28 protein-coding genes are annotated in these 20810 nt (G+C 65.1%); 15 read left to right on the forward strand and 13 right to left on the reverse strand.

Annotated elements, in window-relative coordinates; all coding sequences use genetic code 11:
- The first annotated feature begins 4 nt into the window (after positions 1 to 4).
- The 5 genes from ACJRPG_RS05165 (at position 5) to ACJRPG_RS05185 (ending at position 2907) form a co-directional block, all read left to right on the forward strand.
- A complete protein-coding gene (locus tag ACJRPG_RS05165; protein WP_407998969.1) occupies positions 5 to 541 on the forward strand; it encodes a ferritin-like domain-containing protein in 537 nt (178 codons plus the stop codon).
- Positions 542 to 591: 50 nt separating this feature from the next.
- Positions 592 to 894, forward strand: a complete 303-nt coding sequence (locus ACJRPG_RS05170; RefSeq protein ID WP_407998970.1) for an ElaB/YgaM/YqjD family protein — start codon at positions 592 to 594, stop codon at positions 892 to 894.
- Between the two features lie 21 nt (positions 895 to 915).
- Positions 916 to 1296 (forward strand): phage holin family protein, encoded by a 381-nt coding sequence (locus ACJRPG_RS05175; RefSeq protein WP_407998971.1) that lies wholly within the window; start codon positions 916 to 918, stop codon positions 1294 to 1296.
- Between the two features lie 10 nt (positions 1297 to 1306).
- Positions 1307 to 1699, forward strand: coding sequence for a hypothetical protein (locus ACJRPG_RS05180; RefSeq protein ID WP_407998972.1), 393 nt, complete (start codon positions 1307 to 1309; stop codon positions 1697 to 1699).
- Between the two features lie 71 nt (positions 1700 to 1770).
- A complete protein-coding gene (locus ACJRPG_RS05185) occupies positions 1771 to 2907 on the forward strand; it encodes a patatin-like phospholipase family protein (protein ID WP_407998973.1) in 1137 nt (378 codons plus the stop codon).
- Between the two features lie 6 nt (positions 2908 to 2913).
- Here the strand turns inward: ACJRPG_RS05185 and ACJRPG_RS05190 are convergent, their stop codons facing one another.
- The 3 genes from ACJRPG_RS05190 to ACJRPG_RS05200 are packed head-to-tail and all read right to left on the reverse strand — an operon-like array spanning position 2914 to position 3933.
- Positions 2914 to 3273, reverse strand: a complete 360-nt coding sequence (locus ACJRPG_RS05190; protein ID WP_407998974.1) for a hypothetical protein — start codon at positions 3271 to 3273, stop codon at positions 2914 to 2916.
- Between the two features lie 43 nt (positions 3274 to 3316).
- The gene (locus ACJRPG_RS05195) at positions 3317 to 3469 is read right to left on the reverse strand and encodes a DUF3309 family protein (protein ID WP_407998975.1); all 153 of its coding nucleotides are present in this window, start codon (positions 3467 to 3469) and stop codon (positions 3317 to 3319) included.
- Between the two features lie 20 nt (positions 3470 to 3489).
- Positions 3490 to 3933, reverse strand: a complete 444-nt coding sequence (locus tag ACJRPG_RS05200; RefSeq protein WP_407998976.1) for an outer membrane lipoprotein — start codon at positions 3931 to 3933, stop codon at positions 3490 to 3492.
- A 192-nt stretch (positions 3934 to 4125) separates the two neighbouring features.
- Between ACJRPG_RS05200 and ACJRPG_RS05205 the strand changes: the two genes are divergently transcribed.
- From ACJRPG_RS05205 to ACJRPG_RS05215, 3 genes are read left to right on the forward strand one after another with little or no spacing between them, the layout of a single operon-like run.
- Positions 4126 to 4644, forward strand: a complete 519-nt coding sequence (locus tag ACJRPG_RS05205; RefSeq protein WP_407998977.1) for a hypothetical protein — start codon at positions 4126 to 4128, stop codon at positions 4642 to 4644.
- Positions 4645 to 4704: 60 nt separating this feature from the next.
- Entirely contained in the window at positions 4705 to 5019 is a 315-nt protein-coding gene (locus tag ACJRPG_RS05210; protein WP_407998978.1) for a BON domain-containing protein, read from the forward strand.
- A 48-nt stretch (positions 5020 to 5067) separates the two neighbouring features.
- On the forward strand, positions 5068 to 6234 hold the full coding sequence (locus tag ACJRPG_RS05215; RefSeq protein WP_407998979.1) for an AI-2E family transporter: 1167 nt from the start codon (positions 5068 to 5070) through the stop codon (positions 6232 to 6234).
- A gap of 3 nt (positions 6235 to 6237) precedes the next feature.
- Here ACJRPG_RS05215 and ACJRPG_RS05220 read toward each other — a convergent pair whose 3' ends face one another.
- The 3 genes from ACJRPG_RS05220 to ACJRPG_RS05230 all read right to left on the reverse strand — a co-directional run bounded on the left by ACJRPG_RS05220 (position 6238) and on the right by ACJRPG_RS05230 (position 8748).
- Entirely contained in the window at positions 6238 to 7140 is a 903-nt protein-coding gene (locus ACJRPG_RS05220) for a YihY/virulence factor BrkB family protein (protein WP_407998980.1), read from the reverse strand.
- 62 nt (positions 7141 to 7202) lie between these two features.
- Positions 7203 to 8234: an OmpA family protein gene (locus ACJRPG_RS05225; protein WP_407998981.1), complete on the reverse strand. Its 1032-nt coding sequence runs from the start codon at positions 8232 to 8234 to the stop codon at positions 7203 to 7205.
- 232 nt (positions 8235 to 8466) lie between these two features.
- Positions 8467 to 8748 carry a hypothetical protein gene (locus ACJRPG_RS05230; protein ID WP_407998982.1) on the reverse strand — a complete coding sequence of 94 codons (282 nt, stop codon included), beginning with the start codon at positions 8746 to 8748 and terminating at the stop codon, positions 8467 to 8469.
- A 262-nt stretch (positions 8749 to 9010) separates the two neighbouring features.
- Here ACJRPG_RS05230 and ACJRPG_RS05235 point away from each other — a divergent pair, with 262 nt between their 5' ends.
- The 4 genes from ACJRPG_RS05235 (at position 9011) to ACJRPG_RS05250 (ending at position 11766) form a co-directional block, all read left to right on the forward strand.
- Positions 9011 to 9655: a winged helix-turn-helix domain-containing protein gene (locus ACJRPG_RS05235; RefSeq protein WP_407998983.1), complete on the forward strand. Its 645-nt coding sequence runs from the start codon at positions 9011 to 9013 to the stop codon at positions 9653 to 9655.
- A 92-nt stretch (positions 9656 to 9747) separates the two neighbouring features.
- Positions 9748 to 10641, forward strand: a complete 894-nt coding sequence (locus ACJRPG_RS05240) for a M90 family metallopeptidase (RefSeq protein WP_407998984.1) — start codon at positions 9748 to 9750, stop codon at positions 10639 to 10641.
- Positions 10642 to 10734: 93 nt separating this feature from the next.
- Entirely contained in the window at positions 10735 to 11289 is a 555-nt protein-coding gene (locus ACJRPG_RS05245; RefSeq protein WP_407998985.1) for a glycine zipper domain-containing protein, read from the forward strand.
- Between the two features lie 117 nt (positions 11290 to 11406).
- Entirely contained in the window at positions 11407 to 11766 is a 360-nt protein-coding gene (locus tag ACJRPG_RS05250; protein ID WP_407998986.1) for a hypothetical protein, read from the forward strand.
- Between the two features lie 35 nt (positions 11767 to 11801).
- Here the strand turns inward: ACJRPG_RS05250 and ACJRPG_RS05255 are convergent, their stop codons facing one another.
- The 7 genes from ACJRPG_RS05255 to ACJRPG_RS05285 form a co-directional block, all read right to left on the reverse strand.
- Positions 11802 to 12707: a universal stress protein gene (locus ACJRPG_RS05255; protein WP_407998987.1), complete on the reverse strand. Its 906-nt coding sequence runs from the start codon at positions 12705 to 12707 to the stop codon at positions 11802 to 11804.
- A 45-nt stretch (positions 12708 to 12752) separates the two neighbouring features.
- The gene (locus ACJRPG_RS05260; RefSeq protein ID WP_407998988.1) at positions 12753 to 13118 is read right to left on the reverse strand and encodes a TraR/DksA family transcriptional regulator; all 366 of its coding nucleotides are present in this window, start codon (positions 13116 to 13118) and stop codon (positions 12753 to 12755) included.
- A 27-nt stretch (positions 13119 to 13145) separates the two neighbouring features.
- Positions 13146 to 13571 (reverse strand): hypothetical protein, encoded by a 426-nt coding sequence (locus ACJRPG_RS05265; protein WP_407998989.1) that lies wholly within the window; start codon positions 13569 to 13571, stop codon positions 13146 to 13148.
- On the reverse strand, positions 13568 to 14386 hold the full coding sequence (locus ACJRPG_RS05270; RefSeq protein ID WP_407998990.1) for a hypothetical protein: 819 nt from the start codon (positions 14384 to 14386) through the stop codon (positions 13568 to 13570). Before ACJRPG_RS05270 ends, ACJRPG_RS05265 begins: the two co-directional genes overlap by 4 nt.
- Positions 14387 to 14457: 71 nt before the next feature.
- Positions 14458 to 15237 carry a 2-oxo-tetronate isomerase gene (gene otnI, locus ACJRPG_RS05275; RefSeq protein WP_407999381.1) on the reverse strand — a complete coding sequence of 260 codons (780 nt, stop codon included), beginning with the start codon at positions 15235 to 15237 and terminating at the stop codon, positions 14458 to 14460.
- Positions 15234 to 16736 (reverse strand): DEAD/DEAH box helicase, encoded by a 1503-nt coding sequence (locus ACJRPG_RS05280; protein WP_407998991.1) that lies wholly within the window; start codon positions 16734 to 16736, stop codon positions 15234 to 15236. Before ACJRPG_RS05280 ends, otnI begins: the two co-directional genes overlap by 4 nt.
- A 153-nt stretch (positions 16737 to 16889) precedes the next feature.
- A complete protein-coding gene (locus tag ACJRPG_RS05285) occupies positions 16890 to 17672 on the reverse strand; it encodes an inositol monophosphatase family protein (RefSeq protein ID WP_407999382.1) in 783 nt (260 codons plus the stop codon).
- Positions 17673 to 17832: 160 nt separating this feature from the next.
- Between ACJRPG_RS05285 and ACJRPG_RS05290 the strand changes: the two genes are divergently transcribed.
- The 3 genes from ACJRPG_RS05290 to ACJRPG_RS05300 all read left to right on the forward strand — a co-directional run bounded on the left by ACJRPG_RS05290 (position 17833) and on the right by ACJRPG_RS05300 (position 20809).
- Entirely contained in the window at positions 17833 to 18594 is a 762-nt protein-coding gene (locus ACJRPG_RS05290; protein WP_407998992.1) for an RNA methyltransferase, read from the forward strand.
- Between the two features lie 80 nt (positions 18595 to 18674).
- Complete coding sequence (locus ACJRPG_RS05295) at positions 18675 to 19190, forward strand: hypothetical protein (RefSeq protein WP_407998993.1); 516 nt, start codon at positions 18675 to 18677, stop codon at positions 19188 to 19190.
- The gene (locus ACJRPG_RS05300) at positions 19187 to 20809 is read left to right on the forward strand and encodes a GMC family oxidoreductase N-terminal domain-containing protein (protein ID WP_407998994.1); all 1623 of its coding nucleotides are present in this window, start codon (positions 19187 to 19189) and stop codon (positions 20807 to 20809) included. Before ACJRPG_RS05295 ends, ACJRPG_RS05300 begins: the two co-directional genes overlap by 4 nt.
- Position 20810: the final 1 nt, after the last annotated feature.

A 20810-nucleotide genomic window follows, 5' to 3' on the forward strand; every position in this document is an offset into this window, starting at 1 on the left:
AATCATGGCTGAATCCAACCCAACCCAAACTGGCGGCATCGACAAGGAAGCTATCCGCATCGCGGCGCAGAACCTGTCCGATGGTCCGGTTACGGCAGGCTACAAGGGCGACCGCGAGGCCGTCCTGCAGATGCTGAATGAAGCATTGGCCACGGAACTGGTGTGCATCAACCGCTACAAGCGCCATTACTACACGGTGGCCGGCCGCGACAACGCCGGCATCAAGGCCGAATTCCTCGAACATGCGACCGAGGAGCAGGAGCATGCCGACTGGCTGGCCGAACGCATCGTGCAGCTGAACGGGCAGCCGGACTTCAATCCGGCCACTTTGCTGGACCGCAGCCACGCCGAGTATGATGACTCCATGGAAGTGCAGTCGATGGTCCGTGCTAACCTGATCGCCGAGCGCGTGGCAATCGAGTCCTACCGCCAGATGATTGAACGCATCGGCGACAGCGATCCGACCACCAAACAGCTCCTGATCAGGATCATGGCCATCGAGGAAGAGCACGCGGACGATATGCGGGATTTGCTTGAATAGCCAGTCCGCTGTAAAGTTTCCACTTTCGTACTATTAACAAGGAGCCAATCATGCTGGAAAATAACATCAGTACCGTAAATAACGACGTGAAAACCCTGGTGAAGGACGCGCAGGCCCTGTTCACCGCCGCCACGGCCCTGACCGGCGAAAAGGCGGACGAACTGCGCGGCCGCGGCATGCGCGCCCTGGAAACCGCCCTGGCCAAGGCCCAGGAAGCCCAGCAGGCCGCCGTGGAATACGGCAAGCAGGCTGCCAGCTCCACTGATGCCTATGTCAAGGAAAATCCATGGCGTTCGATCGCCGTGGCAGCGGGTGTCGGCCTGCTGGTTGGCGTGATCCTGGGCCGCAAATAAGCGCCGCTGGCTGGAGTCCCTATGGAACACTCCGAGCCACAAGCTCCCGGCCTGATCGGTTCCCTGGCCGGGGTCGCAAAAAACAGCCTGCGCCTGCTGCTGGCACGGATCGAACTGGCGGCCTGCGAGCTGTCCGAGGTGCGCAACCACCTCGTGCAGCTCTCGGTGCTGTTCGCCCTGGCGATACTGGCGGCATGGTTTGCCATCGCCTTCGGTACCGCCACGCTGATCTACCTGGCCTGGGAAGCCCTGGGCTGGAAGATCCTGCTGATCCTGACCGGCGTGTTCCTGGTGGTGGCCGTCGGCCTCATCATGCACATGATGAAGGTCATCAAGCAGGGCAAGCTGGCGCTGCCGGCCACCATGGCCGAGCTGAAAGCCGACCGCGATATGCTGTTGTGAGAGGATGGCGATGAGCGACAAGGAAGAACAGCGCCGTGCGGCGCAGGCCAATAAGGAAAGGCTGATCAGGGAAGGGGAGCTGTACCGCATCAGCGTGCTGCACTCGAAGGCGCAGGTGGTCAATGCGCTGCATCCGGAAGCTTTGCTGCATGGCGCCTTCGACCATGCCGTCGGCGTGGCGCAGGCCCGGCTGGGCGGATTGCTGGGCGGGGGAGGCGGCGGCGGTGGCGGCGGCTTCCTCGGCGGCGTCAATTACAAGGCGCTGATGCCCTATGCGATTACGGTGGGCTCCTTCATTGCCCGCAAGCGGCTGATCAAGCCGGTGCTGGCGCTGACCGTGGTCGGCGCCGGTGTCGCGGCCTGGCTGCTGCGGCGCAAGCGGGGCATCGATCCCGGAATCTGAAGCAATCAGTCAAACGCCGCCTCGCGCGGCGTTTTTTTATATGCGATACCATTGGCGCTAAAGGAGGCCAGATGGCTGCGAATCGACTCAACCCCCAGGGCCTGCGCATCGTCCTGGTGCTGCAGGGCGGCGGTGCGCTGGGCGCCTACCAGGCCGGCGTGTACCACGCGCTGCACGAGCACAAGCTGGCGCCGGACTGGATCGTCGGCACCTCGATCGGCGCCATCAACGGCGCCATCCTGGCCGGCAACCGGCATGAGGACAGGCTCACGCGCATCAAGGCCTTCTGGGACCGGGTAGCCCAGAATAACGGCATCAATATGTCGCACCTGAGCGACCAGCAGCGGCGCCACAACGTCGGCCTCTCGACCTTCGATGCGCTGTTGCGCGGCATTCCCGGCTTCTTCCGGCCGCGTCCCCTGAACCCCTTTGCCCTCGGCCTGCCGGTGGCGCCGGAACAGGCCAGCTTCTACGACACCGCCGAACTCACGGCAACACTGAAGGAGCTGGTGGACTTTGACTACCTGAACAGCCCGCAAGGCATGCGCCTCACCGCCAATGCGCTGCGCGTGAAATGCGGCAGCCTGGTGAGCTTCGACAGCAAGGATGGCCAGATCTGCGCCGACCATATCCGCGCCAGCGGCGCGCTGCCGCCCGGTTTCCCGCCGGTGCGCATCGACGGCGATCTGTACTGGGATGGCGGCCTGTATTCGAACACCCCCCTGGAAACCGTGCTGGCTGACCGCAGCGGCGCCGATACCCTGTGCTTCATGGTCGACCTGTGGGCCGCCGAAGGCCCGGAGCCCACCACATTGGAAGAAGTGCAGACGCGCCAGAAGGACGTCACCTTCGCGTCACGCTCCAGGCGCCACCTGGCCGACTATGTGAACACGCGCCGCATGCAGCAGACGCTGCGCGACCTGTACGCGGCCTTGCCGGACGAGGAGAAAAGCGCCCAGGCGGCGCGCGAGCTGGAGGCGATGGGCTGCGGCAGCACGCTGCACGTGGTGCGCCTGCCGTATGCAGGCCACGACTGGCATATGCCGATGAAGGACATCAATTTCTCGAAGGGCTCCATCGAGTGGCGATGGGACCAGGGCTACCGCGACGCCACGCGCGCGATCAAGGCCGCCGGCTGGCTGGCCGCCGTCAGGGAAGACACCCCGCTCGTGCTGCATGAACTGCCGCCGCACGAGCAGGCCGCCTGAGAAGTGTTATTGGCCGGTGCTGTCGTAGTCCGAACCCATCTGGTTCGACTGCGCCACCAGTTCGCGTACATTCGCCATGTCTTCCTGGTAGGTGGCGCGTGCTTCGCGCATGCATTCATCGCGCTCGCCCGCGGCCATCTGTTTGCACTCCACTTTCGCTTCGTTCAGGGCCGCGCCGATTTCCTTGCGCTTGGTGGCGATCTGCGCCTGCATGCTGCGGTCGGCTTTCTGCCAGCGCGCCGGTTCGCCGCGCGCAATTTCCTTTGCCTGGTTCTTTGCCACCTCGGGCGGGGTGGTGTCGCCGGTCTGCGCGAAGCCGGTGCAGCACAGGCCCGCCAGCATCATGCCGATAAGGGTATGTTTCATGATGTGCTCCTGTAAAAAGGGGCGCCGCAGCGCCCCTTGTTCCTTATAACCTGCCGGTCAGCAACATGATCAGCAGGATGATCACGATCAGGCCGGCGATGCCGCTCGGGGCATAGCCCCAGTTGCGGCTATGCGGCCAGGTTGGCAGCGCCCCGATCAGGACGAGGACCAGAATAATCAGCAGTATGGTGCCCATAGTGTAGTTTCCCGTTCAGATTAATAGCGGTAGACGCGGCCGTCGACCACGCGCACACGGCTGCCCACGCGCAGGTCATAGACGTTGTCTTGGTTGATGGTGCGGTAGTCGCCGTTGTCGAGGCGCACGGACACCTGGTAGACGTCGTGCGGCTGGTTGCGGTTGCGTTCCACGCTATTGCCCACCACTGCGCCGCCGATGGCGCCCGCTGCCGTGGCGGCTGCGCGCCCGCTGCCCGAACCCACCTGGTTACCCACCAGCGCGCCTACCAGGCCGCCTGCTACTGCACCAGCGCCGCTGGTGGCAGGGTCCACCCGCACCACCTGGATGTTGTCGATCACGCCGTAGGTAGACGCATCGTTGCGGGTGGAGTAGTTGGTGTCCGTCGGGTAGCTGCTGCTGGCGCAACCGGTCAGGGTTGCGACGGCGACCATGATGGCCGCCAGTACTGGTGTCGTCTTCATGTTCTGTCCTCCTGATTTGAATGTGCTTCCAGCTTAGGCAGCGCGGCTGTCGCGGTCTGTGCGATGACGCACCTTTTATTGTTGTGTTTCCCTTGTCGCAATGTACGCCACCGTACAGAACACAAGGCGCAACTGTTGGACACTCTCGTCATCGCAATAAGAAAAAAAGGGAGCGCAGCAATGAAACTGCTCATGACATTACTGCTCGTGGCCAGCGGCGCCGCAATCGCTGCGACGCCGGAAGCGAAAGCGCTGTACAACAACGCCAAGGCTGCTGCGGCCGCCAACTACAAGGTGGCGCGTGCGCGCTGCGACAGCATTACCGGCAACCCGAAGGATGTGTGCGTGGCGGAAGCGAAAGCGGCCCGCGTGCGGGCTGAGGCGGATGCAAGCGCGCAATACAAGAACACGCTGCGCGCTTATACCAAGGCGCGCAAGGATATCGCCGATGCCGATTTCGCGCTGGATAAAACCCGCTGCGATGCCTTTACCGGCAATGACAAGGATGTGTGCCTGCAGCGCGCCAAAGCGACCCACGTGGCCGCGCTGGCCGATGCCAAGGCCGACAAGAAAGTGATCGAAGCGCGCAATGCGGCGCGTGAAGACAAACGAATCGCCGAGTACAAGGTCGCAGCTGAAAAATGCGATGCATTGGCCGGTACAGCCAAAGACCAGTGCGTCTCGGCTGCGAAGAGCCAGTTCGGTTACTGAACTGGATTAATGACGCTCGCTTCCTGAGCATTTTTGACCACACCAAGAAGGAGAACCACCATGAAAATCGCACAAAAAATCGCAACCGCCGTGTTCACCGCTGCTACCGTCTTCTCCGTGGTGGGCTGCGCTTCCACCGCTTCCAAGGAAGGCACCGGCGAATACATCGACGACGCCGTGATCACCACCAAGGTGAAAGCCAGCATCTTCAACGAGCCAACCCTGAAGGCTACCGAGATCAACGTTGAAACCTTCAAGGGCACCGTGCAGCTGAGCGGCTTCGTGGCCCAGCCTGGCGATATCACCAAGGCCGGCGAAATCGCCCGCGGCGTGAAAGGCGTGCAGTCGGTGAAGAACGACATCCGCGTGAAGTAATTCCGGCGCAGCCGGCGCCTGCCACGCAGGCGCCGGGCTTGAACCCATATGGACCAGCCGCCACGCACCGTTCCCGCCGATAACGACACCGTCGAAGCGGCTGCATCCCCCGGCACCTTGCGCCTGCCGCTGCATGTCAATGCGCGCGGCCTGGCACTCGGCATCATTGCCACCGTCGCCTTCCTGTACGCCGTGCAGTGGGCCCGCAATTTCCTCGTTCCCTTCCTGCTCGGCATCCTCATCGCCTACACGCTGAACCCGCTCGTGGTGTGGCTGGAGCGGCTGCGCATTCCGCGCGCCATCGGCTCCACCATCGTCACCGGCGCCATCCTGTTCGGCACCGCGATGATGCTGGACCGCGTGCATGGGGAATTCCGGAATATCGTGGAAGAGCTGCCCACCGTCTCGCACAAGCTCTCCAAGCTGCTGGCCAGCACCACCAGCGGCAGCAACAGCACCATCCAGCGCATCCAGGCCGTGGCCAACGAGATCGAGATGGCGACGGCGGGCCAGCAGGCGCGCCGCGCCGCGAAACGCCCGATGCCGGCCATGAGCGACACCGGCGGCATCAAGGTCATCGACTGGATCTGGGCCGGTTCGCGCGGCCTGATCGGCTTCCTGAGCCAGGCCACGATGGTGATCTTCCTGGTGTTCTTCCTGCTGCTGTCCGGCGACACCTTCAAGCGCAAGCTGGTCAAGCTGACCGGACCCTCGCTGTCGAAGAAGAAAATCACCGTGCACATCCTGGAAGACATCAACAGCTCGATCCAGTCCTATATGTTCATGCTGCTGGTGACGAATGTGCTGCTGGGCCTGCTGATGTGGCTGGCGCTTACGGCCATCGGCCTGGAAAACGCCGGCGCCTGGGCCATCGTGGCCGGGCTGCTGCACATCATGCCTTACTTCGGCCCGCTGCTGATCACCAGCGCCACCGGCCTGGTGGCCTTCCTGCAATTCGATTCGCTGCAGATGGTGCTGCTGGTGACGGGGGCCTCGCTCGCCATCGCCACCCTGGTCGGCACCTTCGTCACCACCTGGATGACGGGCCGCATCGCGCGCATGAATGCGGCGGCGGTCTTCGTCAGCCTGCTGTTCTGGGGCTGGCTGTGGGGCGTGTGGGGGCTGCTGCTCGGCGTCCCCGTGATCGTGATCCTGAAAGTGGTCGCCGAACGGGTGGAGGGCATGGAGGTCATCGCCGAATTGCTCGGCGAATGATCTTCACACCTTGAGCCTTCCCTGCGCGTCGCGCGGGTGGTGGCGCAGGCTGCCGATCTGCAGCGCATACTGGCGCGCAAACTCGGCGCCGAGGAAGAAAATCTGCGCCGAGTAATAAACCCACAGCAGCAGTGCAATCATCGACCCCGCCGCGCCGAAGCTGCTGGCCACGCCGCTGTTGCCGATGTAGGCGCCGATCGCGTATTTCCCCAGCGTGAACAGGGCGGCCGTGCCGAGCGAACCGATGACCACGTCGCGCCAGGACAGCTTGATCCGCGGCAGCATCTTGTAGATGACGGCAAACATGGCGGCGATCACGCAGAAACTGATCACGTAATTCAGTACAGTCAGCAGCAGCGCCGTGTTCTGCCAGTAGCCGTGCGCGATCCGTTCCAGCACCGACAGCGCGGCACTGACCACCAGCGACACCAGCAGCAGGAAACCGAGCACCAGGATCATGCCGAAGGAAAGCAGGCGGGTGCGGACCACGTCCCACATGGTGCCGCTGCTGATGGGCGGGATTTCCCAGATCGCGTCCAGGCTGGACTTCAGTTCGGCAAACACGCTGGTGGCGCCGAACAGCAGCAGGGCGCCGGCAATGATGGTGGCGATCTTGCCTTCTTCCTCGTTCTTCGCGCCGGCCAGGATCAGCTGGATCGCTTCGGCGCCCTGGCTGCCGACCAGGCCGCGCAACTGCAGGAACAGTTCGCCCTGCGCCGCGTCCTTGCCGTAGAAGATGCCGGCAATGGCGATCACCAGCACCAGGATGGGGGCGATGGAAAACAGGGTATAGAAGGCGAGCGCGGCGCCCTTGCTGGCGGCGCTGTGTTCAAACCATTCGCTCAGCGCGCAATAGCCCACATTGGGCAGCTTCTTCGCGAGATGCGGAAACTTTCTCCAATTCATTTTTGGTCTCCGAAAAACAAAAAGGGGCATAACGCCCCTTTTTGATCGATCACGCCAAGCGCTTACTGCACGCGGCGTTCGATGGTGATTTGCTCGACTTCGACGCGGCGGTTCGGTTCCAGGCACTTGATCAGGTCCGAACGTTTCTTGTCGTTGCACTGCACCACAGGCTGGCTTTCGCCCTTGCCTTCGGCTTTCAGGCGGTCGGCGCTCACGCCTTTGCCCACCAGGTAGGCCTTGACCGATTCAGCACGGCGCTCGGACAGTTTCTGGTTGTACTTGTCGGAGCCGATGCGGTCAGCGTGGCCGGTGATGTTGATGTCGTTGATGCTGGTGTTTTCGTTCAGCACGCGGGCGATCTCGTCCAGTTTTGGCTGGTTCGGGTTCAGCTTGGCGCTGTCGAATTCAAACAGTTCGGTCGAGGACATCGTCACCTTCTCGAAACGGGCTGGCGGCGGTGGTGGCGGCGGAGCCACTGGTGCTGGTGGCGGTGGTGGCGGTTCCGCCACGACCGGTGCCGGTGCAGGCGCCGGCTTAGGCGCATCGCCCAGCAGGTAGTTGAAGCCCAGGGTCAGGTAGACGTTGTTCGACTTGGAGTGCGGGAACTCGTCGCCGCGCAGGAAGCCGTGCACATTGCGCACGTCAGCCTGGAAGGACCAGCGGTCGTTCATCGAGGACTGGAAGCCCAGGCCGGCGCTGATGAATGGCGAAGTGCGGCGTGGCTGCGCGAAGCTCTGGAACGGGTTGGTCTTGTCACGCTCGGCGCCGATACCTACCAGCACGAAGGGGCGGAAGGTCTTGCGGGAGAAGAGGTAGAGAGCGTCCAGACCAACGGTTTGCTGTTCATAGCGGGTACCGTTTTCTTTCGAACGAGCATAGGTGTAGCCCACTTGCACGTCCCAGTTTTCCGCGACGGCACGGCCGAATTTCAGGCCGCCGCCGAAGCCGGTCTTGTCAGTGACCCAGTCGCTGTCCGGCTTCAGTGCATTCACACTCGGAGCGATATACCAGTTCGGGTTGATGGTGGTGTCCTGGGCCGAGGCGGCGAAGGAAGCGCACAGCAGCGCTGCGGCGATAGCAATATTTTTATTCATTGATGCTCCTGATGCGTTTAAAAAATTTAATCCAGCGATTCGTGATGGCTGTTGGACGCAGTGTAGGGGGGCGCAGTTCCCACCATCGGTGCGCTAGCGCACAAAAAGCTTGCGTTAAATCAAACTTGTTGCGGTTTTCATACAAACCGCTGGTTACCGGAAGAGTCCAAACAAAAAGCCGTGCCTTCCTCCGGTAGAGGAGAGGCACGGCCGTAAGTGTACCAAAAGTAATTTATCGGGCCGGCGTGGTGGCCGTACCGTCGGCTGGCGGCGGAGTGGTGGCGCTGTCCGCGGCCGGGGTCGCCGGGGTAACGGTGGAGTCGGCGGGGGCCACTACCACGGTGTCGCCTGGCTTGCCGGGCTCACCCGGGGCGCCGGCCGGACCTGCCGGACCTTGCGGGCCTGGCACTGCCACAGCGGCCGGCGCATCGGCCGGCGGGTTGTTGTTAACGGTTTTTTCGCAGGCGGTCAGGCTCAGGGCGGCAACCGCTGCAATCAGGATGGAATATTTCATGGTGTTCGTCCTTTCGTAAAGGTCTGTCGATGAACCGGAGTCCAGATTAGGAGTCCAAGCATTACAGCTCTGTTCGAGAACGCACACAGCCGGGCCCATTTCCGCATTCCATGTCGGACGGGAAATAAATTGCCCGAGTTGTGTTCGTTGCCGCACAGACTCAGACCGCCCCAGAGCGCAATCTATAGCCATTGATACAAGCGATTTACCGCGCGGCTACCCGGCAGCCGCGTTTTCTGGCACCGTTTTTAAGGAGTTTCACATGCACGCAACCAATACTCATGACCTGCCAACCAGCGAAATGATGGGCGCTCAAAATGAAGCGCGTGACACTTCGGCCTCCGTGTCCTCCGTCAAGCCGCGTCTGGCACTGGTCGAGCGTCCGGGTCCGGGAACCGAGCGCAAGGCACTGTCGCTCGCGTCGATCGAGCGCGTGCGCTCGACTTCGGCGACCCTGCGCCGCATTGAAAACATGCAAAAACTGATCGGCGAGCTGCAGAACCATGAAATGCTGGCCGACGAAATTGCCTGGTTCCTCAAATTCTCGCCGTCCGGCGCCCGCAAATACATCCGCGACCTGCGCGAAGCGGGCGTGATCGAACTGGCGCGCTATATCGAAGGCACCGCAACCTACCTGGGCAAGGCCGTCTACCGCCTGACCCCGGACGCCGAGCGCGTGCAGGCCTTCCTGGCCGCCATCGCCCAGCCGAAGCGTGAAGGTGCGCCGCCGCGCAAGGAACGTCCAAGCCTGCGCGAGCAGAGCATGGCCGGCGCCGGCCGTCACTTCCATATCCTGGCCGATGATACCCACTATGCAATCCGCGTGAACCGCGGCCCGGTCACGCGCGATCCGCTGGTGGCTGCCCTGTTCGGCGCTCCGTCCTCGCTGCAAAAAGCGCAGTCGTAATGCCGTAGTGCTAAGCTTCCCTTGCCGGCATGTTGAAATGCCGGCAAGTTACCCCATCTGTGGCGGAACTGATCTGTTATGGACGGCATCCCATGGAAGCTTTGCTCTGGCTCTCTCTCCTGGCGCTCGCAGTTGCGGCGCCATTTGTCTATCCGCGCTGGTCCTTGCGCCGCGCGCTGGCCCGTCCCTTGCCCGCCTCCGCGCAGGCCATCCTGCGCCGCAATATCGCCGTCTACGAGCGCATGGCGCCGGCCTTGCAGGCCCAGTTGCAGCGCCTGGTGGTGCAGTTCCTGCACCAGAAAAAATTCGTGGGCTGCGCCGGCCTGCACGTCAGCGACGAGATGCGCGTGACGATAGCGGGCCAGGCCTGCCTGCTGCTGCTGAACCGGCACAGCAAGGTCTATCCTGCGCTGCACACCATCCTGCTGTATCCGGGCGCCTTCGCCGCGCCACGCAAGGAGATGGGACCGGGCGGCGTGGTCACGGACGTGCACCAGCATATGCTGGGCGAGTCTTGGGAAGACGGGCGCGTGGTGCTGTCCTGGGACGATGTGCGGCGCGGTGCGGGCGACTGGACCGACGGCCATAATGTGGTGCTGCATGAGTTTGCGCACCAGCTGGACAGCGAGTCCGGCAGCACCAACGGCGCCCCTTATCTTGGCAGCCAGGACAGCTACCGCAGCTGGTCCGAGGTGCTGTCGCGCGACTTCGCCAACCTGCGCTACGACGCCTATTACGGGCGCGAGGACAGCGTGATGGACCATTACGGCGCCACCAGTCCCGCCGAATTCTTTGCCGTGGCCACAGAAACCTATTTCGAAAAGCCGTGGCAGATGGCCGAGCGCCACCCCATGCTGTTCGGCGAGCTGCTCAAATATTACCGCGTGGATCCGCGCGATTGGCTGGACCGGCCACTGCCGCCCCCGGCGCCCGAAGCGCCGCCAGTACTGCCGGGCACCCGCAATATCGCCTGGGCCAGCTGGTAGCAGCTCATCCTGCACGGACTGTGTGCGTCAGCGTACGGAAGGCCGGGCCCCGGCGCGGCAAGCTGGCAGCGTACAACCATGCGGGAGAAAAACATGACAACAATTATTGCCGGACATTTCCAGTTGCAGGACCAGGTCGACAGCGCGCGCCAGGCCCTGCGCGACGCGGGTTTCCCAGACGAGCGCATCAGTTCCTTTTACCTGAACCAGCCGGGCCAGCACGACACCCATGAACTGGGCGGCGACCGTACCCTGTCGCCCGGCGCCAAGGAATCGCCGGAAGGCCTGGCCAAAGGGGCGGCCACCGGCGGCGCCATCGGCGCTGCAGTGGGCGCGGCCACGGTGCCGCTGACCGGCCCGCTGGGCCCCGTGGTCGGCGGCCTGGTGGGCGCCCATGTGGGATCGCTCTACAGCTTCTCGCATATGAAAGAGCGCGGCGAGCCGGAGCAGGGCAGCGGCGAGAACATGGTTGAGCCGCGCAAGGCCGGCATGATGATTGCCGTGGCCGTGGAGGATGGCGACGAAGGCCGGGCCGTGCAGACACTGCGCGACCTGGGCGCCAACCATATCGAGAAGGCTGAAGGCAGCATCGTCAACGGCGACTGGACCGACTTCAATCCGCTCTCCCTGCCACAGCTCGTGCACTGAAACGTTTGCGCCGGGGCGGCTGTTGTGAAGCATTAACAATTGCTGGCGTGCACAGCCATTTTGGCGCATGATCGGCACAGGAGGCGGCCCCCGCCTCCGTCGACAGGAGGAGCGTTCATGACACAGGCATGGGTAGTCCTCACGCGCCCGGATGGGCGCGACGTTCCGGCCCCGACGGAAGCGCAGCTGGCTTCCGTGCTGGCCGAGGTGTACGACGGCAAGGCGCGCGGCCCCGAAGGCGGGCCGGGCTCGGCGGTGCTGAAATTCGGTTATGACGACGGCTTGATGTACCAGATGGAGGTGGCGGCCAACGGCGCCATCCGCTACGAGGAATGGTCGGACCGCGATTGCGAGATTGCGCTGGCCAAGCCGCGCCATATGTCGGCCGACCGCCAGCATGCGCTCACCTTGTGGAAGCTGCTGGCGCAGCGCCAGGTGGCCAAGATACGCGACCAGGACTGGCGTTCCGACGCCTGAACGCCGACGACATCACCCGTCAGCCGCGTATGTCGTCAGTGCGCCATCAGCACGGGCAGGCCCATGGTTTCCAGCACGGTGCGGGTCACGCCGCCCAGCAGGGTTTCGCGCACCCGCGAGTGGCTGTAGGCGCCCAGCACCAGCAGGTCGCAGGACTCCTCTTCGGCCAGGCCGAGCAGGGCTTCGCCCGTATCGCCGGGCCGCTTCAGCAGGCCCTGGCGCGCGGTCTGGCGCAACGCCACCGTGGCTTGCACCCCATGCCGTTCCAGCCAGGCCAGCAGGTCGGCGCCCGGCTGTTCGCCGAAGGCGGCGGGATGCAGGTCGGCGTCCACGATGGCCACAGTCACGCGTTCGGCCCGCCGCAGCAGCGGCAGCGCCTCGCGCACCGCGCGCGCCGCCTGCTTGCTGGCATTCCAGGCCACCAGGGTGCGACGGCCCGGCAGCGGCCCGCCGGGGCTGGCCACGCCCGCGCTGCTGACGGCAATCGCACCATTGGCGCGCGCGCCATGCGGCACCACCAGCACGCCGCAGCCGGACTCCGTCAGTACCTCGGCCGGGAACTCGCCCGCGCTGCCGCGCTGGGCCGGGTCGGCCTGCGACACCACCACCAGGTCGGCATGCCGGGCCAGCAGGCTGAGGCCTGCACCGGGTTCATCGTCGAGGATGCGTTCTTCGAAGTGCTGCACGCCGAGTGCGCGCAGCTGCGGCGCGAATTCGGCCAGCGCGCGCTGGGCGCGTTCGCGCAGCACGTCCAGGTGGCGTGCCAGGTTCGGGTCTTCCTCATCCACGATTTCGTTCTGGTACAGGAAGCGCGAGACGCCGGTGGTGGCCGCGCCGATCAGATAAGCGCCTTCCCGCAGCGCCAGTTCGGCCGCGAGCATGACGCGCGCCCGCGAATGGGGCGAGTCGTCCACGTGCACCAGGATAGTCTTGTAGCCCATGGGCCGATTATAGGCGGGCGGGCCGCCGCGCCGCGCACGGATGGCTCAGCGGCGCGCCTGCTCGCGGCGGGTCTGGCAGGCGATGCAGAAACGCGCTTCGGGACTGACCCTGAGGCGCTGGAAGCCGATCGGCTGGCCGCACTGTTCGCAATCGCCGTAGTCGCCGCTGTCGAGCCGGGCCAGCGCGCTGCGCAGGGCGCGCAACTGGTTCTGGCGCAGCGCATCGGCCTCCAGCGCCAGTTCGTTCATGGTGCGGTTGCTGGCGCTGTCGGCCGGCGAAGTTTCGATTTCCTCCACCGCCTGCACGCGCAGGCCGCCTTCGCTTTCCTGGGGCTGCGCCAGCAGGCCGTCCAGCTGCCGGGTCAGCAGGGAGCGCAGGTATTCGAGCTGATCCGGAAGCAGCGTATCCATGCCCCGATTGTACGACGCGGGGCCGCGTTACGCTTGCCGATTGTCCTTGAGTGCGGACAGCGTGGCCTTCAGGTCTTCGGCGGCGGGCGCCAGGTCTTCCGGCCTGGCGGCGGCAACCGCGGCCGCCAGGCGCAGCAGGTTCCCTGCAATGTCCACCACCAGCTTGGTGCGCTCGATGCGGCGGATGGCTTCGCGCGCCTGTTCCGTGAGTTCCAGCAATTGCCGGCGCGGCAGGGCGAGGCTGCCGGCCGCCAGTACGGCGGCGTCCACATACAGCTTGTTGGCCTGCAGGCGCAGCGCCACTTCCTGGTCGAACAGAGTCTGGGCTTCTTCGTGGCCCAGGGCTTCGCGCCGGATCTCGCGCATGATGCGCGCATGCAGTTCCCCGGCGCAGGCGGTGAGGCTGTCGGCCAGCGCGGCGATGTCGGCGGGCGTGGCGGCGGTCTGGCTCATGGCGTGGCTCCCTGGATGGCGGCGTTGGACAGGACGACGGGGCGCGGCGCGGGCGTGTGCAGGGCGGGCTGCAGCACCAGCGCCTCATGCTGCTTGCGGATCGCTTCCACGTGCTGCAGGGCCAGCGTGTGGCGCAGGCCGAGCAGGTGGTATTCGCGCACTTTCTCCTGCCGGTGCGCTTTCGCGATGGCGGCCAGCAGGCGGTCGCGCGGCGTGTTGGCGAAGGGGATTTCCACGTCCAGCATGCCGAGCACGATGGCCTGTTCATTGTCGTGGTGCTGGTCGAAGGTGCGCAGCAGCACGGCCATCGCGTCCAGCGATTCCTGCAGCGGCGTGTAGCCTTCGCGCAGCAGGGTCTGCACCGCCTGGTCCTGGGCGTGCCCGGTGAACACGCGGGCCAGGGCGCGCGTGAGGCCGGCATAGGCGTTCACGTGGCGGTCGGTCAGTCCGGTATCCGGCCAGGCCTTGATGCCGGATGCCAGCCCCTTGATCTGGTCGCCGGCGTCATAGGTGCCGCCGTCGGCCAGCGCGCCCAGCACGCGCATGTAGAGCATGACGGACTGGTGCAGGGCCACGAAATCCGGATAGGCCTCGCGCCGCCGGTCGTCCAGCTGTACTTCGGTGCGCACGCTGGCCGCATTCAGGTAGGGCTGCTCGCGCTGGTAGGTGTCGCGGAAACGCTGGCTCAGGTCGGCGAATCCGGCCAGCTTGGGCGCTTCATTGGCGAAGGCGCGCACCTCGCGCAGGCGGGAGGGCTCGGGCGTGGCGCAGCCGCTGAGCGCAGCCAGCAGGAGAAGAACAAGGAATGGGCGCATGATGGATCTCCGCGGTCACGGGAAAGGCCATCTTGCTCCGATGAGGCCGCAGCTACTTGCGGCAGCGCAAGTTAGTGTTGCAGGGCCATGAACCAGCCGAGGCCGGCTTCCGTGCCCGCCTGCGGACGGTATTCGCAGCCCATCCAGCCTTCGTAGCCGAGCTCGTCCAGCAGAGTGAACAGGTAGGGGTAGTTGATTTCGCCCGTGCCCGGCTCGTGGCGGCCCGGCGTATCGGCCAGCTGCATGTGGCGGATCAGGGGCAGGGCGGCGCGGATGGTATTGGCCAGCTCGCCTTCCATGCGCTGCATGTGGTAGATGTCGTATTGCAGGAAGAGGTTGGGGCGCGCGCACTGGGCGATGATGTCCAGCGCCTGGCGGCTGCCGTTCAGGAAGTAGCCCGGCATGTCGTAGCGGTTGATCGGTTCGATCAGCACGCCGATGCCGTGCGGTGCGAATAAATCGGCGGCGTAGCAGAGATTGTCGGCATAGCTGCGCTGCGCGTCTTCCGGCGCAGCGTGCGCGGGGCGCAGGCCGGCCATGCAGTGCACATTGGGCACGCCCAGCGCCAGCGCATAGCGCAGGCCGAGTTCGCAGGCGCTACGGAATTCTTCTGCACGGCGCGGGTCGCAGGCCATGCCGCGTTCCCCCGCGTCCCAGTCGCCGGGCGGCAGGTTGAACAGCGCCAGCTGCAGCTGGTGCCGGTCCAGCTGCGCACGGATCTGTTCAGGAGGAAGGGCGTAGGGGAAGAGGAATTCCACGCCCTGGAAACCCGCCGCCTTCGCCGCGCCGAAGCGGTCCAGGAACGGCAGTTCCGTGAACAGCATCGACAGGTTGGCGGCGAAGCGCATCAGCGGCCGCGGCCGCCGCCGCTGCGGGCGGGAGCGTTGCCGCCCGGACGCGGTGCGCCGCTGCGCGGGGTGCCGTTGCGGACGCCGCCGTCGCGCTGGCCGGCGCTGCGCTGGCCGTTGCCGCCGTTCGGATTGCCTAGGATGCGAGGCTGCTGCGTGCTGCCGTTGCTGCGCGCCTGCTGGCCGCTGCCGTTGCCGCGCGGCTGCTGGCCATTGCCGCCATTGCCGGCAGCGCGTGCCGGCTGGCCGCCATTCGGCTTGCCACGGCCGCCGCCATTGCCGCCCGGACGCGGGTTGCGGTGGTGGCCGGCGCCGCTGCGCAGCTGGATGGGCTGCGCCTTGGCCGTCGGATCCGGCTCGAAGCCCGGAATCACTTCACGCGGCAGCGATTGCTTGATCAGCTTTTCGATGTCCTTCAGCATGTCGTGCTCGTCCACGCAGACCAGGGACACGGCTTCGCCCTTGGCGCCGGCGCGGCCGGTACGGCCGATGCGGTGCACATAGTCCTCCGGCACATTCGGCAGGTCGTAGTTGACCACGTGCGGCAGCTGGTCGATGTCGATGCCGCGCGCGGCGATATCGGTGGCCACCAGCACCTGCAGCGTGCCGTCCTTGAATTCGCCCAGTGCGCGGGTGCGCGCCGACTGGCTCTTGTTGCCGTGGATCGCCATCGCGCCCACGCCGTCCTTGCCCAGCTGTTCCACCAGCTTGTTGGCGCCGTGCTTGGTGCGCGTGAATACCAGCACCTGGGTCCATTTGTGGGTGCGGATCAGGTGCGACAGCATCGGGTGCTTCTTGTCGCGGTCCACCGGGTGGATCTTCTGGGCGATCACTTCCACCGTCGAATTGCGGCGTGCGACTTCGATGGTGGCCGGCTTGTCCAGCAGGCCGTCGGCCAGGGCCTTGATCTCGTCCGAGAAGGTGGCCGAGAACAGCAGGTTCTGGCGCTTCGGCGGCAGGGCGGCCAGCACCTTGCGGATATCGCGGATGAAGCCCATGTCCAGCATGCGGTCGGCCTCGTCCAGGATCAGGATCTCGATCTTGTCCAGCTTGACCGTGCCCTGGGCCATATGGTCCAGCAGGCGGCCCGGCGTGGCGACCAGAATGTCAACTCCGTGGCGCAGCTGCTTGATCTGCGGGTTGATGCTGACGCCGCCGAAAATGACGGCCGAATTCAGGCGGGTGTACTTGCCGTAGACCTTGACGCTTTCCTCGACCTGGGCCGCCAGTTCGCGGGTCGGGGTCAGGATCAGGGCGCGGATGGCGCGCGGCGAGGTGTTATTGGCCAGCTGCTGGCCCACGGTATCGGTGGACAGGCGGTGCAGCACCGGCAGCGTGAAGCCGGCGGTCTTGCCGGTGCCGGTCTGGGCGCCGGCCAGCAGGTCGCCGCCCTGCAGCACGGCGGGAATGGCTTGCGTCTGAATTGGGGTGGGCGCGGTATAACCGGTTTCGGTGACGGCGCGCACGATGGCGTCAGACAGGCCAAGTTGGGAGAAGGACATAATGATCTTTATAGGAGAAGCGGAGGGCGCGCACGGTATCGCGGGCGCAGCGCGAGTATAACAGTGATTATAGGAATATATTTCGCTACGGCAATAAAAAAGGAGGCTTTGCGCCTCCTTTTTTGTAACAAAGTTACCGGAAGAAACTTGTTTTTATGCAAATTCTGCCAGGAGGCCAACCATCTGGCCGAAGATTTTCGGGCTGCCGGCGATAATGTGGCCGGTTTCCATGTAATTGGCTTCGCCGTTGAACTCGCCGGCGATGCCACCCGCTTCCGTCACCAGCAGGGCGCCGGCGGCGATATCCCAGGGCTTCAGGTTCTTTTCATAGAAGCCGTCCAGGCGGCCGCAGGCCACATAGGCCAGGTCCAGCGCGGCGGCGCCGGCGCGGCGGATGCCCTGGCAGCGGGTGCCCAGCAGGCCGTACATCTTCAGGTATTCGGCCAGCGCATCCGGGTTGCCTTCGCGGTAGCCGGTGCCGAGCAGGGCGCCGGAAATGCGGTCCAGTTTGTTAACGCGGATGCGCTTTTCGTTCAGGTAGGCGCCGGCGCCCTTGGTGGCGGTGAACAGGTCGTTGCGCACCGGATCGTAGACCAGCGCCTGCGTGACCACGCCGCGCTGCTGCAGCGCGATGGAAATGGCGTACTGGGGGAAGCCGTGCATGAAGTTGGTGGTGCCGTCCAGCGGATCGATGATCCACACGAATTCACTCTCGTCGTTCACAGCGCCGATCACGCCGCCTTCCTCGGTGATGAAGCCATGGTCCGGATAAGCCTTCTGCAGCACTTCCACGATGGCCTGCTCGGCGGCCTGGTCAACGTCGGTCACGAAGTCGTTGTGTTTCTTTTCAGTAACATTAACGCGGTCGAGGTCGAACGAAGCGCGGTTGATGACGGCGGCGCCGCGGCGGGCAGCTTTCACGGCCGTATTGAGCATTGGGTGCATGGCAATATCCGGTAAAAAGAGACGTTCCGCCTGCCCGGCGCAATGCGCCCTCGGCAACGGAGGTCTGTGAACATGAATGAATTAAAGAGCGGCGCAGTGGCGACAGGGTAGAATTCCGGCCCATCGACAACGCAATAATCCTCCATTTTAAATGAAACAGGCCGAAAGCACACCGACTCTTTTTGACAGGCTGAGAATTGTGCTGGTGGAAACCAGCCGTCCGGGCAATATCGGCTCGGTCGCGCGCGCCATGAAAACCATGGGCTTCAGCGAGCTGGTGCTGGTCAATCCGCGCTTCGACGGGGCGCTGATGCATGAGGAATCGGTGGCCTTTGCCAGCGGCGCCGTCGACATCCTGGAGCGCACCCGCGTGGTGGGCAGCATGGAAGAGGCGCTGGACGGCATCCATTTCGCGGCCGCGGTGTCGGCCCGGCTGCGCGAATTCTCGCCGCCCGTGATGGCGCCGCGCGAACTGGCGCAGCAGCTGGCGGCCGGCGAGGCGCGCGCCGCGCTCATCTTCGGCAACGAACGCTTCGGCCTGCCCAACGAGATTGTGGAGCGCTGCAATGTGCTGGTGAATATTCCGGCCAATCCCGAGTACTCCTCGCTCAACCTGGCGCAGGCGGCGCAGGTGCTGGTCTACGAGTGCCGCATGGCGGCGCTGGACGGCCAGCGCGCCGCATCGGACGTGGGCTTCCAGGGCGATGCGGCCAGCGTGGCGCAGATCGACGGCATGTACGCGCACCTGGAGGAGGCATTGGTGCAGCTGGGCTTCCTGGACGCGAACAATCCGCGCAAGCTGATGCCGCGCCTGAAACGCATGTTCTCGCGGGCCGCGCTGGAGACTGAAGAGGTGAATATCCTGCGCGGCATCGCGCGCCAGATCATTGTGAAATGCGGGCGCAAGGAATAGCGCATGGTCTAGATTTTTCCCTCTAACCGGGACCGGGCGCTTCACGTACACTGAAGCAAAAAACCATACCTGGAGACCCCATGCAGACTTCGCGCAGATCTTTTCTCAAGATCGGCCTGGCTGGCGCCTTGACGCTGGCCGCTGGCGGCCTGCTGTACCGCCAGTTCAAGGCGGCGCCGCAGCAGTTCGAACTCGATGCCGCCGGCCGCGGGATGCTGGCCGCCGTCATTCCCGTCATGCTGGGCCCGGTGCTGCCTGCCGGGCCGGAACGCGGTGCGGCGCTGGACGATGCCATCGAAGCCGTGCGCATCGCCATCCTTGGCCTGCCGCTGGCCGTGCAGAAGGAGGTGCAGGACCTGTTCGGCCTGATGGCGCTGGCGCCCACCCGGCGCCTGCTGGCGGGCATTCCGCCGTGGAGCGAAGCGTCGCCTGAACAGATCGCGGAATTCCTGCAAAGCTGGCGCCGGCACCGCCTGGCGCTGCTGCAGTCGGCCTACCACGCCTTGCATGACCTGATCATCGGCAGCTGGTACGCGCAGCCTGCGCACTGGGCGGCGATCGGCTATCCCGGTCCCATGAAGGAGCTGGCAGCATGAGCGCCATACCGGATCCGATCCAGGCCGGGCTGGCCGCAGGCTGGAAGGTAATCGACGCGGCCACGCTGGACGGCCACCGCACGCTGGAGGCGGACGTGGTGGTCATCGGCAGCGGGGCAGGCGGCGGCGTGACGGCCGAAATCCTCGCGCTGTCCGGCCTCAGGGTGCTGATCGTGGAGGAAGGCGCGCTGCGCTCCTCCAGGGATTTCAAGATGCGCGAAGCGGAGGCCTATCCCGCCCTGTACCAGGAATCCGCCGCGCGCAAAACGCGCGACAAAGCCATCAACATCCTGCAGGGCAAGGCCGTCGGCGGCTCGACCACCGTGAACTGGACCTCCAGCTTCCGCACGCCGCCCGCCACGCTGGCCTTCTGGCAGCGCGAGTATGCGCTGAAGGACTATTCGCCGGAAGCGCTGGCGCCATGGTTCGCGCTGATGGAGCGGCGCCTGCATATCGAGGACTGGCCCACGCCGCCGAACGAAAACAATGAGCTGCTGCGCAAGGGCGCGGCGAAGCTGAATATTCCGGTGGCGGCCATCCGGCGCAATGTGAAGGGCTGCTGGAACCTGGGCTACTGCGGCATGGGCTGCCCGACCAATGCCAAGCAGTCGATGCTGGTGACGACCATTCCCTCGGCCCTGCAGCATGGCGCCACCCTGCTGACGCACGCGCGCGCCGAGCGCTTCGTGTGGCAGGGCGACCGCGCCGGCAGCCTGCAATGCAGCGCGCTGTCGGCGGACGGCCTGGCGCCCAGCGGCGTCCGCATTACGCTGCGCGCGCGCCACTTCGTGGTGGCGGGCGGCGCGATCAATTCGCCCGCGCTGCTGCTGCGTTCCCGCGCGCCCGATCCGCATAGCCTGCTGGGGCGGCGCACCTTCCTGCATCCCACGCTGGTCTCGGCCGGCATCTTCGAACAGGCGGTGGATGGCTTCAGCGGCGCGCCGCAGACCATCTACTCCGACCACTTCCTGGAAACCCAGGCCATCGACGGGCCCGTGGGTTTCAAGCTGGAAGTGCCGCCCATGCACCCGGTGCTGTTGTCGACCACCATGGCGGGCTTCGGCCAGCTGCATGCCGACACCATGCGCCAGTTCTCCCACCTGCAGGGCATGCTGGCGCTGCTGCGCGACGGCTTCCACGAAGACTCGCGCGGCGGCCGCGTGCACCTGCGCAGCGACGGCTCGCCCGAGCTGGATTACGTGATGAGCAAGCCGATGTGGGAGGGCGCCCGGCGCGCGCTGCTGACGATGGCCGAGATCCAGTTCGCCGCCGGCGCGCTCAAGGTGGCGCCGGTGCATGAACAGGCGCGCCACTACGGCAGCTGGGCCGAGGCGCAGAAGGAGATCGCGGCGCTGCCGATGAAGCCTTTGCAGACGCGCGTGGCATCGGCCCATGTGATGGGCGGCTGCACCATGTCCGGCGATGAACGCAGCGGCGTGGTGGCGGGCGATGGGCGCTACCGCGGCCTGTCGAACGTCTCGGTGCATGACGGCTCGCTGTTCCCGACTTCGATCGGCGCCAATCCCCAGCTGTCGATCTACGGCATCACAGCGCGGCTCGCCAGCCAGCTGGCGCAGCAGCTGACCGGCAAACCGGCGGCACAGCCGGTGGCTGCCTGAG

Origin of the sequence: Pseudoduganella rhizocola (genome assembly GCF_045984285.3) — a bacterium.
In the GTDB taxonomy this organism is placed as follows: Bacteria; Pseudomonadota; Gammaproteobacteria; order Burkholderiales; family Burkholderiaceae_D; genus Rugamonas.

What these genes read in the sequence shown, in the direction of transcription:
- ACJRPG_RS05165 (WP_407998969.1), top strand. Translation starts at nt 5, where the DNA reads ATGGCTGAATCCAACCCAACCCAAACTGGCGGCATCGACAAGGAAGCT.
- ACJRPG_RS05170 (WP_407998970.1), top strand. Translation starts at nt 592, where the DNA reads ATGCTGGAAAATAACATCAGTACCGTAAATAACGACGTGAAAACCCTG.
- ACJRPG_RS05175 (WP_407998971.1), top strand. Translation starts at nt 916, where the DNA reads ATGGAACACTCCGAGCCACAAGCTCCCGGCCTGATCGGTTCCCTGGCC.
- ACJRPG_RS05180 (WP_407998972.1), top strand. Translation starts at nt 1,307, where the DNA reads ATGAGCGACAAGGAAGAACAGCGCCGTGCGGCGCAGGCCAATAAGGAA.
- ACJRPG_RS05185 (WP_407998973.1), top strand. Translation starts at nt 1,771, where the DNA reads ATGGCTGCGAATCGACTCAACCCCCAGGGCCTGCGCATCGTCCTGGTG.
- ACJRPG_RS05190 (WP_407998974.1), bottom strand. Translation starts at nt 3,273, where the DNA reads ATGAAACATACCCTTATCGGCATGATGCTGGCGGGCCTGTGCTGCACC.
- ACJRPG_RS05195 (WP_407998975.1), bottom strand. Translation starts at nt 3,469, where the DNA reads ATGGGCACCATACTGCTGATTATTCTGGTCCTCGTCCTGATCGGGGCG.
- ACJRPG_RS05200 (WP_407998976.1), bottom strand. Translation starts at nt 3,933, where the DNA reads ATGAAGACGACACCAGTACTGGCGGCCATCATGGTCGCCGTCGCAACC.
- ACJRPG_RS05205 (WP_407998977.1), top strand. Translation starts at nt 4,126, where the DNA reads ATGACATTACTGCTCGTGGCCAGCGGCGCCGCAATCGCTGCGACGCCG.
- ACJRPG_RS05210 (WP_407998978.1), top strand. Translation starts at nt 4,705, where the DNA reads ATGAAAATCGCACAAAAAATCGCAACCGCCGTGTTCACCGCTGCTACC.
- ACJRPG_RS05215 (WP_407998979.1), top strand. Translation starts at nt 5,068, where the DNA reads ATGGACCAGCCGCCACGCACCGTTCCCGCCGATAACGACACCGTCGAA.
- ACJRPG_RS05220 (WP_407998980.1), bottom strand. Translation starts at nt 7,140, where the DNA reads ATGAATTGGAGAAAGTTTCCGCATCTCGCGAAGAAGCTGCCCAATGTG.
- ACJRPG_RS05225 (WP_407998981.1), bottom strand. Translation starts at nt 8,234, where the DNA reads ATGAATAAAAATATTGCTATCGCCGCAGCGCTGCTGTGCGCTTCCTTC.
- ACJRPG_RS05230 (WP_407998982.1), bottom strand. Translation starts at nt 8,748, where the DNA reads ATGAAATATTCCATCCTGATTGCAGCGGTTGCCGCCCTGAGCCTGACC.
- ACJRPG_RS05235 (WP_407998983.1), top strand. Translation starts at nt 9,011, where the DNA reads ATGCACGCAACCAATACTCATGACCTGCCAACCAGCGAAATGATGGGC.
- ACJRPG_RS05240 (WP_407998984.1), top strand. Translation starts at nt 9,748, where the DNA reads ATGGAAGCTTTGCTCTGGCTCTCTCTCCTGGCGCTCGCAGTTGCGGCG.
- ACJRPG_RS05245 (WP_407998985.1), top strand. Translation starts at nt 10,735, where the DNA reads ATGACAACAATTATTGCCGGACATTTCCAGTTGCAGGACCAGGTCGAC.
- ACJRPG_RS05250 (WP_407998986.1), top strand. Translation starts at nt 11,407, where the DNA reads ATGACACAGGCATGGGTAGTCCTCACGCGCCCGGATGGGCGCGACGTT.
- ACJRPG_RS05255 (WP_407998987.1), bottom strand. Translation starts at nt 12,707, where the DNA reads ATGGGCTACAAGACTATCCTGGTGCACGTGGACGACTCGCCCCATTCG.
- ACJRPG_RS05260 (WP_407998988.1), bottom strand. Translation starts at nt 13,118, where the DNA reads ATGGATACGCTGCTTCCGGATCAGCTCGAATACCTGCGCTCCCTGCTG.
- ACJRPG_RS05265 (WP_407998989.1), bottom strand. Translation starts at nt 13,571, where the DNA reads ATGAGCCAGACCGCCGCCACGCCCGCCGACATCGCCGCGCTGGCCGAC.
- ACJRPG_RS05270 (WP_407998990.1), bottom strand. Translation starts at nt 14,386, where the DNA reads ATGCGCCCATTCCTTGTTCTTCTCCTGCTGGCTGCGCTCAGCGGCTGC.
- ACJRPG_RS05280 (WP_407998991.1), bottom strand. Translation starts at nt 16,736, where the DNA reads ATGTCCTTCTCCCAACTTGGCCTGTCTGACGCCATCGTGCGCGCCGTC.
- ACJRPG_RS05285 (WP_407999382.1), bottom strand. Translation starts at nt 17,672, where the DNA reads ATGCTCAATACGGCCGTGAAAGCTGCCCGCCGCGGCGCCGCCGTCATC.
- ACJRPG_RS05290 (WP_407998992.1), top strand. Translation starts at nt 17,833, where the DNA reads ATGAAACAGGCCGAAAGCACACCGACTCTTTTTGACAGGCTGAGAATT.
- ACJRPG_RS05295 (WP_407998993.1), top strand. Translation starts at nt 18,675, where the DNA reads ATGCAGACTTCGCGCAGATCTTTTCTCAAGATCGGCCTGGCTGGCGCC.
- ACJRPG_RS05300 (WP_407998994.1), top strand. Translation starts at nt 19,187, where the DNA reads ATGAGCGCCATACCGGATCCGATCCAGGCCGGGCTGGCCGCAGGCTGG.